An 11,026-nucleotide genomic window follows, 5' to 3' on the forward strand; every position below is an offset into this window, starting at 1 on the left:
ACCTTCATCCGCGCCATCGACGTCCCCGGCCTCGTCCCCGGCGACCGCGACAACCCCCGCTTCGAAAAGTACTGGAAGGCCGTCGACGCCGGCGATGAGCGCGCCCGCGAGGCCGCCCTCCGCGAACTCGAACAGGAGCTCGGCACCAACGAGCGCCTGCTCGCCATGTTCGAAGCCGTCGATACGAGCGACATCCGCCAGTTCATCGCCACCACCATCAGCAAAGAGCCGCGCGACCCCGGCGTCGAGAACAAGCACGAAGCCCTGCTCGACTTCTACCGGAAGATCCGCCCCGGCGACCCGCCGACGGCCGACAACGCCCGCAACCTGCTGAAGACCCTCTTCTTCGACCCGCGCCGCTACGACCTCGGCCGCGTCGGCCGCCACAAGGTCAACAAGCGCCTCGAGCTCGAAGACCCGACCGACCAGCGCTGGCTCCGCCCCTACGACCTCGTCGCCATCGTCCGCGAGCAGATCAACATCAACAACGGCCGCGGCCACCACGACGATATCGACCACCTTGGCAACCGCCGCGTCCGCGCCGTCGGCGAACTCATCCAGCAGCAGTTCCGCGTCGGCCTCCTCCGCATGGAGCGCGTCGTCCGCGAGCGCATGACCATCACCGACCCCGAAGAGGCCACGCCCAGCGCCCTCATCAACATCCGCCCCGTCGTCGCGGCCATGAAGGAGTTCTTCGGCGGCAGCCAGCTCTCCCAGTTCATGGACCAGACGAACCCGCTCTCCGAGCTCAACCACAAGCGCCGCCTCTCCGCCCTCGGCCCCGGCGGCCTCTCCCGCGACCGCGCCGGCTTCGACGTTCGCGACGTCCATCACAGCCACTACGGCCGCATCTGCCCCATCGAAACGCCGGAAGGCCCGAACATCGGCCTCATCGGCTCCCTCGCCACGTACGCCCGGCTCAACAAGTTCGGCTTCATCGAGACGCCGTACCGCCGCGTCTACCGCGAAATGCTCTCCGATGACCCGAACCTCATCGGCCGCATCCTTCGCGAAGACGCCCTCGACGCTGAGGGTGCCCTCATCGCGCCCCGCGGCACCCGCATCGACGCCGCCCTCGCCCAGCGCCTGGCCGCGGCCGGCCGCTCCGTTCCCATCCAGCCCTGGGTCTCCAGCGAAATCGTCTACCTCACCGCCGACGAAGAGGACAAATTCAAAGTAGGCCAGGCCAACACCCGCATCGACGCCGACGGCCACTTCATCGATGAGCGCGTCGAAATCCGCCTCTTCGAAAACTTCCTCACCGTCCCGCCCATCGAGGTCGACTACATCGACGTCTCGCCCAAGCAGATGGTCTCCGTCGCCTCCGCCCTCATCCCCTTCCTCGAGCACGACGACGCCAACCGCGCCCTCATGGGCGCCAACATGCAGCGCCAGGCCGTGCCCCTCGTCCGCCCCGAAGTCCCCCTCGTCGGCACCGGGATGGAGCACCGCGCCGCCGTCGATTCCGGCCACGTCCTCCTCGCCGAAGGCGACGGCGAGGTGCTCGAAGCCACCGGCACCCACATCAAAATCCACTACGACGACCCGGCCCTCAACACCGACGCCGGCGGCGCCAGCCGCACCTACCGCCTCACCAAGTTCACCCGCTCCAACCAGGGCACCTGCCTCAACCAGCGCCCCATCGTCTTCCGCGGCGAGCGCGTCCGCGCCGGCCAGCCCATCATCGACAGCTCCAGCACCCAGGGCGGCGACCTCGCCCTCGGCCAGAACATCCTGTGCGCCTTCATGAGCTGGGAGGGGTACAACTTCGAGGACGCCATCATCCTCTCCGAAAACCTCGTCCGCGAAGACAAGTTCACCTCCATCCACATCGAGAAGCACGAAGTCGAAGCCCGCCAGACCAAGCTCGGCGACGAAGAGATCACGCGCGACATCCCCAACGTCGGCGAAGATGCCCTCAGCCAGCTCGATGAGGACGGCATCATCCGCATCGGCGCCGAGGTCCGCGAAGGCGACATCCTCGTCGGCAAAGTCACCCCCAAGGGCGAAACCGAGCTCACCGCCGAGGAGAAGCTGCTCCGCGCCATCTTCGGCGAAAAGGCCCGCGAGACGAAGGACACCTCCCTCCGCGTCCCCCACGGCGAGCGCGGCAAAGTCATCGACGTCAAAGTCTTCACCCGCGAGAACCACGACAGCCTGCCCGCGGGCGTCAACAAGCTCGTCCGCGTCTCCATCGCCCAGCGCCGCAAGATCTCCGAAGGCGACAAAATGGCCGGCCGGCACGGCAACAAAGGCGTCATCAGCCGCATCCTCCCGCGCGAGGACATGCCCTACCTCGAAGACGGCACCCCCGTCGACATCATCCTCAACCCCATCGGCGTCCCCAGCCGCATGAACATCGGCCAGGTCCTCGAGACCCACCTCGGCTGGGCGGCCAACACCCTCGGCTTCCGCGCCATCAGCCCCGTCTTCGACGGCGCCCGCGATTACGAGATCGACGACGCGCTCGCCCTCGCCTGGATGGCCCACGAAGCCGGTGCCTTCTACTACGTCGACCCCCGCGACCGCGGCTTCGACCCCGAGCGCCTGAAGGCGTGGATCGCGGAGCAGGGCTACGACCCGGATGCCGTCTTCACCAGTCCCGAAGACGGCGCCCCGGCCCGCGCCTGTCTCGAAATCTGGCTCAACCGCCACCGCGCCGAGACCGGCCAGCCGCCCATCGAGCGCGGCCGGCACACCCGCGAAGAGCTCGACGACCTGGCCAACCAGGTCTACCGTGAGACCAACGTCCCGCCCCCGCTCTTCGGCAAGATGCGCCTCTACGACGGCCGCACCGGCGAGCCCTTCGACCAGCCGGTCACCGTCGGCTACATCTACATGCTCAAGCTCATCCACCTCGTCGAAGACAAGATCCATGCCCGCAGCACGGGGCCCTACAGCCTCATCACCCAGCAGCCCCTCGGCGGCAAGGCCCAGTTCGGCGGCCAGCGCTTCGGCGAAATGGAAGTCTGGGCGCTCGAAGCCTACGGCGCCGCCCACATCCTCCAGGAGCTCCTCACCGTCAAGTCCGACGATGTCGTCGGCCGCGTCAAAACGTACGAAGCCATCGTCAAGGGCGAAGACGTCCTCGAGCCCGGCGTCCCCGAGTCGTTCAAGGTGCTCGTCAAAGAGCTCCAGAGCCTCGGCCTCGCCGTCGAGGTCTCCAACGACGAAGGCAGCTCCGTCTCCTTCATCGACGATTCCGCCAACGACCTGCCGGAGCTCGGCCTCAACCTGACCGGTTTCGAACGCGAGGAGGATTTCTTCAATGCTCGAGGTCAATGATTTCAACCAGGTCCGGATCGCCCTCGCCAGCCCCGAGCAGATCCGCTCCTGGAGCTACGGCGAAGTCACCAAGCCCGAAACCATCAACTACCGCACCCTGAAGCCGGAAAAAGACGGCCTCTTCTGCGAAAAGATCTTCGGGCCCACCAAGGACTTCGAGTGCTACTGCGGCAAATACAAGCGTGTCCGCTACAAGGGCATCATCTGCGATAAGTGCGGCGTCGAAGTCGCCCGCGCCAAGGTCCGCCGCGAGCGCATGGGCCACATCGAACTCGCCAGCCCCGTCAGCCACATCTGGTTCGTCAAGGGCACGCCCTCCAAGCTCGGCCTCCTCCTCGATATCTCCCCCCGCAACCTCGAGCGCGTCCTCTACTTCGCCCAGTACATGATCACCGAGGTCGACGAGGCCGCCCGCACCTACGAAATCCAGCGCCTCCAGCGCGAGCGCGAAGACGCCCTCGCCCACCGCCTCGCCGATATCGCGCCCCGCCTCGAGCAGCTCGAACAGCAGCTCGAAGAAGCCAACCGCTCCCTCCAGGAGAAGGTCCGCGAGAAGCAGGCCCAGATCGAGGCCGAGCGCAAAATTTCGCGCGACGCCCTCGAGGCCGCCATCCAGCGCGCCAACGAAACCGTCGCCGCCGCCAAAGGCGGCACCCTCGAGGCGCCCATCGAAATCCTCGGCGATGTCATCCTCGAGGCCGGCGTCAAGGTCACCGCTGCCCAGGTCGGCAAGGTCGAGCGCGAGGGCCGGAAGAAGCTCGAAGCCTTCGACAAGGAAACCGAAAAGCTCAAGGAGCAGGAATCCCTCGTCGCCGATACCGCCCTCGAGGACGCCAAGCAGGCGCTCTACGACGAACTCCACCCGCTCCAGCAGAAGAAGCAGCAGGCCCAGAACGAGGTCGACGACCAGTTTAAGGAGCGCCTGCGCGACCTCGAATCGCTCCGCGACCCCGTCCGCGACGACGAGATCGTCCTCCTCACCGAAACCCGCTACCGCGAGCTCTCCGAAGCCTTTGGCCACGTCTTCAAGGCCGCCATGGGCGCCGAGGCCGTCCTCCACGTCCTCCAGCGGCTCGACCTCGATGCCCTCCGCGCCAAGCTGAAGCAGGAGATCCTCGTCGCCTCCGGCATGCGCCGGAAGAAGGCCACCAAGCGGCTCAACGTCGTCGAAGCCCTCCGCAACTCCGGCAACAAGCCCGAGTGGATGATCTTCCAGGTCCTCCCCGTGCTCCCGCCGGACCTCCGCCCCATGGTCCAGCTCGACGGCGGCCGCTTCGCCACCAGCGACCTCAACGACCTTTACCGCCGCGTCATCAACCGCAACAACCGCCTCAAGCGCCTCCTCGATCTCGGCGCCCCCGAGATCATCATCCGCAACGAAAAGCGCATGCTGCAGGAGGCCGTCGACTCCCTCATCGACAACGGCCGCCGCGGCCGCGCCGTCTCAGGCTCCGGCAACCACAAGCTCAAGAGCCTCTCCGACATGCTCAAGGGCAAGCAGGGCCGCTTCCGCCAGAACCTCCTCGGCAAGCGCGTCGACTACTCCGGCCGCTCCGTCATCGTCGTCGGCCCCGAGCTCAAGCTCCACCAGTGCGGCCTGCCCAAGCGCATGGCGCTCGAGCTCTTCAAGCCCTTCGTCATGCACTCCCTCGTCGCCAAGGGCCTCGCCCACAACATCAAGAGCGCCAAGCGCATCGTCGAGCGCGCCCGCCCCGAGGTCTGGGACGTCCTCGATGAAGTCATCCGCGACCGCCCGGTGCTCCTCAACCGCGCGCCGACCCTCCACCGCCTCGGCATCCAGGCCTTCCAGCCCGTCCTCATCGAAGGCTCCGCCATCCAGCTCCACCCGCTCGTCTGCGCCGCCTTCAACGCCGACTTCGACGGCGACCAGATGGCCGTCCACGTCCCCCTCAGCCGCGAAGCCGTCGCCGAGGCGAAGCAGGTCCTCATGTCCACCAAGAACCTGCTCTCGCCCGCCAGCGGCGACCCCATCGTCGCGCCCTCGCTCGACATGGTCCTCGGCTGCTACTACATGACCGACATCGACCGCAACGGGCGCGGCGCCTACCGCGAAGAGAACGGCCGACCCGTCCAGGGGCTCTACGGCTCCTTCCAGGAGGCCCGCCTCGCCTACGACCTCGGCATCATCGATATGCGGGCGCCCATCCGCGTCCGCACGGACCGCGCCGTCATGGGCGAAGGCGGCGTCGTCACCGAGCCCCCGGTCCGCCCCGACGGCACCCGCGGCACCCACGTCATCGAAACCACCGTCGGCCGCATCATCTTCAACGAAGTCCTTCCCGAGGAGATCCCGTTCCAGAATCAGAACATGGACCGGCCGAACCTCCGGAAGGTCGTCGCCATGTGCTATCGCGCCCTCGGCGGCGAGCGCACCGGTGAAATCGTCGACCGCATCAAGGCCGTGGGCTTCCACTACGCCACCCGCTCCGGCGTCACCATCGCCGTCCACGAAATCCAGGTGCCCAAGAACAAAGCCGAGCTCCTCGCCGAGGCCGACCGCAAGGTCGATGCCCTCATGGAGCAGTACCAGATGGGCCTCATCACCGAGGAAGAGCGCTACGAAGGCACCGTCGCCATCTGGGCCGAGACCACGAGCCAGATCGAGCGCGCCATCAAAGAGCGCATGCACGAATACGGCTCGCTCCACTACATGGCCTCCTCCGGCACCAAGGGCAACATCACCCAGATCCGCCAGATGGCCGGCATGCGCGGCCTCATGGCCGACCCCAACGGCAAGGTCATCGAGCTCCCCATCCGCGGCTCCTTCCGCGAAGGCCTCTCCGTCCTCGAATACTTCATCTCCACCCACGGCGCCCGCAAAGGCCTCGCCGATACGGCCCTCCGCACCGCCGACTCCGGCTACCTCACCCGCCGCCTCATCGACGTCGCGCAGGACGTCATCATCCTCGAAGAAGACTGCGGCACCACCGCCGGCCTCTGGATCGAGCAGGACGAGCGCGACGACCTCGAACCCCTGCGCGCCCGCATCATCGGCCGCTACGCCGCCATCGATATCGTCGATGAAGCCACCGGCGAACTCCTCTGCCGCCGCAACGAAGAGATCAACGAAGCCGTCGCCGACGAAATCGACCGCCGCGGCATCCGCCGCGTCTTCGTCCGCACCCCGATGTCCTGCGAAGCCGAGCGCGGCCTCTGCCAGCTCTGCTACGGCCGCGACCTCGCCCGCGGCGAGCTCGTGAAGCTCCGCACCGCCACCGGCATCATCGCCGCCCAGTCCATCGGCGAGCCGGGCACCCAGCTCACGATGCGCACCTTCCACACCGGCGGCGTCGCCTCCCAGACCGACATCACCAGCGGCCTCCCGCGCGTCGAAGAGCTCTTCGAAGCCCGCGCCCCCAAGGGCGAAGCCATCATCAGCGAGACCGACGGCATCGTCGAAATCCACGTCGAAAACGACCGCCGCATCGTCCGCGTCACCAACGTCGATACCCTCGTCGAGGAGTACGACGTCCCGGCGAAAGCCGAACTCCTCGTCAAGGACGGCGAGCGCATCGTTGCGGGTGCGCCCATCGCTCAGCCCGCCGGCGAATCCGAAGCCGGGCTCCCCGCCCAGCCCATCATCTCCCGCATCGGCGGCACGGTCCGCGTCGTCGGCAAGAACAAAGTCCAGGTCGTCTACGAAGACCGCGAAGAGCGGGAATACCCCATCCCCGCCGCTGCCCGCCTCCTCGTCGAGGACGGCCAGATGGTCTACGCCGGCGACCAGCTCACCGAAGGCGCCAAGAACCCGCAGCACATCCTCCACATCCAGGGCCGCGACGCTGTCCGGAAGTACATGGTCGAGGAAGTGCAGAAGGTCTACAAATCCCAGGGCGTCAACATCAACGATAAGCACATCGAAGTCATCACCCGGCAGATGCTCCGCCGCGTGAAAGTCGACCACCCCGGCGATACCGGCCTCCTCCCGGGCGACCTCGTCGACCGCCGCAAGTTCGACGAGATCAACAACCAGATCATCGCCGAGGGCGGCGAGCCGGCAACCGCCACCCCCGTCCTCCTCGGCGTCACCAAGGCCTCGCTCAACACCGACAGCTGGCTCGCCGCCGCCTCCTTCCAGGAAACCACCCGCGTCCTCACCAACGCCGCCATCGAAGGCGCCGTCGACCGGCTCCAGGGCCTGAAGGAGAACGTCATCATCGGCAAGCTCATCCCGGCCCGCGCCGAGATCGAAGTGCCCAAGCGCGAAACCTTCGGCGACCTCGACGTGCCCGAGGCCCTCCTCCTCGAAGAGGAGTTCGAACTCGAGCGCCGCCTCGCCGAGCGCGAAGCCGGCTCCCGCCAGCGCCGCTCCTCCGTCGGCCTCCTCGACGACGAAGACGACGACCTCGACTTCGACGAAGACGAGGACGACATGATCATCGGCGCCCCGCAAGACGGCGAGGACGACGAAGACTAGCGGCGCGCGCATCGCCGCTCGCCCGCCGAATCGAAGGGGAGGGGCCGCGCGGCCCCTCCCCTTTCTTTTGCGGCGCCCGTCCCCGGAGAGCGTGCCCCCCCTACACCAGCTCGAGCAGCTCGCCCTCGTACTTCCGCGCGCCCCGGCGCAGCTCCGCCAGCTTCCCCACCTTCACCACGCAGTCCGCCACGCCCTTCTCACCGCGCAGCGCGTCGAAGTTCTGCATCCCGCAGACGTTGCAGGCCCCGTGATGGCAATCGCCCACCGTCTTCGTCGAATGCACCGCCTGCCACTGGCCGCGCAGGTACGCCTTCGTCACGCCGCAATCGATGTGGTCCCACGGCAGCGGCTCCCGCGTGTCCCACTCCCGGTGCGCGAACCACGCCGGGTCAACCCCCGCCGCCGCGAACGCCGCCTGCCACGTCTCGAAGCTGAAGTGCTCGCTCCAGGCGTCGAACTTCGCGCCGCGCCGCCACGCCTCGTACACCGCCTCCGCAACGCGCCGGTCGCCACGCGAAAGCACCGCCTCGATGAAGCTGTCCCGCGGGTCGTTCCAGCTGAACTCCACGCCGGCGGCCCGGCAGCCGTCCTTCAGCAGGAAGTGCTTCGGCTCCAGCTCCTCCGCCGTATCCTGCCGTGCCCACTGGAACGGGGTATGCGGCTTCGGCACCAGGTTGCTCGTGCTCACGCGGACGCGCGCCCGCCCGCCGACGTACTTCTTCCCGATCGCCTTCACCTGCTTGCCCAGCTCCACGATCCCCGCCACGTCTTCCATCGTCTCCGTCGGCAGGCCGACCATGAAGTACATCTTGATGCCCGTCCAGCCCCGCTGGAACGCGTTTTCCGCCGCCCCGAGCAGGTCGGCGTCACTCACGAGCTTGTTGATCGCGTTCCGCAGCCGCTGCGAACCCGCCTCCGGCGCCAGCGTCAGCGTGTGCTTCTTCCCCTTCGCAATCGCGTTTGCCACGTCCACCGAGAACGTATCGACGCGCGTGCTCGGCAGGCTCACCTTCAGGTTCGGGAAGCGTTCCGTGAGCGCCTGCACCATCGGCACGATCTCGCTGTGGTCCGTCGTGCTCAGCGAAAGCAGCGAAAGCTCGTCGTAGCCCGTGTTCGCCATCAGGTCCGCCGCCGCCTGCACCACCTCCGCCGGCGAACGCTCCCGCGTCGGCCGATAAATCATCCCGGCCTGGCAGAAGCGGCAGCCCTGCGTGCAGCCGCGCTGGATCTCCACCGCCGCCCGGTCGTGGATCGTCTGCAGGAACGGCACGATCGGCTGCACGAGCGGCGGCGGCAGCTGCTCCACGATCCGCCGCCGGATGACAGCCGGCGCCTCCGGCACGAGCGGCTCCAGCCCCGCGAAGTGGCCTGCATCGTCGTACCGCGCCTCGTAGAACCGCGGGACGTAAACGCCCGGCATTCGCAGCAGGTCGCGCAGCCGCTGCTCCCGCGGCGTGCGCTCGCGCTTCCACGCCCGCACGAGGTCGGCCAGCTCCACCACCGCGTCCTCCCCCTCCCCGAGCACGAACGCGTCGATGAACAGCGCCATCGGCTCCGGGTTGAATGCCCCGCTGCCGCCCGCGATCACGATTGGGTCGTCCTCGCCGCGCTCCCGCGCCAGCACCGGGATGCCCGCGAGGTCGAGCATGTTCAGCACGTTCGTGTACGTCATCTCGTACTGGAACGTGAACCCGACGATGTCGAACTCCCGCAGCGGGTGCCGCGTCTCGAGGCTCCAGAGCGGCACGCCCTCGCGCCGCATCTCCGCTTCCATGTCGTCCCACGGCGCGAACACGCGCTCACAGGCGACGTCCTCGATGCGGTTCAGGATGTCGTACAGGATGCCGAGCCCCATGTTCGACATCCCGATGTCGTAGGCATCCGGGTACGCCAGCGCGATGCGGACCGCCGCCGCGTCCCAGTCCTTCGTTACGCTGTTCCATTCGCCCCCGGTGTACCGCGAGGGCTTCGAAACGCGCCGGAGCAGGTCGTCGATGGTCACCGTCGGCATGCCACCACCTCCACGCAGCGGGTGAGAAACACTGCAGGCAAGCATCCATCGTAGCAGCCGCGCCCCCTCCCACCCAAGCCGGGCTGACCATGCCGCCCGCCTGCGCGATACTGCCCGCGTGCCCACCGATGCCGTCATCGTCGCGGCCGGCGCCTCCACCCGCTTCGGCGCCGCCGATAAGCTGACCGCCGACTGCGCCGGCCGGCCCCTCATCGCCTGGTCGCTCGCCGCATTCGAAGCCGTCAGCGGCCTCGGCTGCCTCGTCATCGTCGCTGCTCCCGGCCGCGAAGCCGAGTTCGAGGCGCTCGCCGCGCAGTGGTGTCCCCGCGCCTGCTTCCGGGTCGTCCCCGGGGGCGCGCGCCGCCGCGACAGTGTCGAAGCCGGCCTCCGCGCCTGCGCCTCCCGCTACGTCGCCATCCACGACGGCGCGCGCCCCCTCGTGACGCCCGCCATCGTCGAGCGCGTCATCGCCGCCGCCGAGGGCCGCCCCGGCGCCATCGCCGCCGTCCCCGTCACCGACACCATCAAAGAAGTGCGCGGCGGCGTCATCGTCGGCCACCCCGACCGCTCGCTGCTCTGGGCCGCGCAGACGCCCCAGGTGGTCCTCCGCCAGGCCTGGCTCGATGCCGCCGCCATGTCCGACGACGACGAAACCGACGACGCCGCCATGCTCAGCCGCCTCGGCCTCGAATGCGCCGTCGTCGAAGGCAGCCACGACAACCTCAAAGTCACCCGCCCGCTCGACCTCGACATCGCTGCCCGTCTCCTCGCCGCCCGGGGGGATGCCACGTGAGCGCGCCCTTCCGGGTCGGCATCGGCGAAGACCTCCACCCCGTCGACGATTCCCGCCACCTCATCCTCGGCGGCGTCATCATCGAAGAAGGGCCCGGCCTGCGCGGCCACAGCGACGCCGACGTCCTCCTCCACGCCATCACCGATGCCGTCCTCGGCGCCGCCGCCCTCGGCGATATCGGCCAGCACTTCCCGCCCGGCGACCCGCGCTACGCCCACGCCGATAGCGCCGACTTCCTCCGCACCGCGCTCCGCCTCGCCCGCGAAGCCGGCTGGCACCCCGGCAACATCGACGCCGTCATCCGTGCCGAGCGGCCCCGCCTCGCGCCCTACATCCCCCACATCCGCGAGCGCATCGCCGCCATCGCCGGCCTCGAGCCCGCCGCCGTCAGCGTCAAAGCGAAGACGGGCGAGGGCCTCGACGCCGTCGGCCGCGGCGAGGCGATGGCCGCCGTCGCCGTCGTCCTGCTCTACCGCTGAACCTTCCCTTCTCCGCCGGC

5 protein-coding genes are annotated in these 11,026 nt (G+C 68.4%); 4 read left to right on the plus strand and 1 reads right to left on the minus strand.

The genetic code is table 11. The annotated features are described in order from the left end of the window. Positions 1-3,285: DNA-directed RNA polymerase subunit beta (locus tag N2041_RS11510; protein WP_367187726.1), on the plus strand; the 3,285-nt coding region annotated here is incomplete at its 5' end. Beyond that, a complete protein-coding gene (gene rpoC / locus N2041_RS11515; protein ID WP_297678730.1) occupies positions 3,269-7,723 on the plus strand; it encodes a DNA-directed RNA polymerase subunit beta' in 4,455 nt (1,484 codons plus the stop codon). The genes N2041_RS11510 and rpoC, both read left to right, overlap by 17 nt. Positions 7,724-7,823: 100 nt before the next feature. Here rpoC and N2041_RS11520 read toward each other — a convergent pair whose 3' ends face one another. Next, positions 7,824-9,734 carry a TIGR03960 family B12-binding radical SAM protein gene (locus N2041_RS11520; RefSeq protein ID WP_297678731.1) on the minus strand — a complete coding sequence of 637 codons (1,911 nt, stop codon included), beginning with the start codon at positions 9,732-9,734 and terminating at the stop codon, positions 7,824-7,826. A gap of 118 nt (positions 9,735-9,852) precedes the next feature. Here N2041_RS11520 and ispD point away from each other — a divergent pair, with 118 nt between their 5' ends. Beyond that, the gene (gene ispD, locus N2041_RS11525) at positions 9,853-10,527 is read left to right on the plus strand and encodes a 2-C-methyl-D-erythritol 4-phosphate cytidylyltransferase (protein WP_297678732.1); all 675 of its coding nucleotides are present in this window, start codon (positions 9,853-9,855) and stop codon (positions 10,525-10,527) included. Then, on the plus strand, positions 10,524-11,006 hold the full coding sequence (gene ispF, locus N2041_RS11530) for a 2-C-methyl-D-erythritol 2,4-cyclodiphosphate synthase (protein ID WP_297678733.1): 483 nt from the start codon (positions 10,524-10,526) through the stop codon (positions 11,004-11,006). The genes ispD and ispF overlap by 4 nt, the downstream gene beginning before the upstream one ends. Positions 11,007-11,026: the final 20 nt, after the last annotated feature.

Source organism: Tepidiforma sp. (assembly GCF_026419595.1).
Lineage (GTDB): Bacteria > Chloroflexota > Dehalococcoidia > Tepidiformales > Tepidiformaceae > Tepidiforma.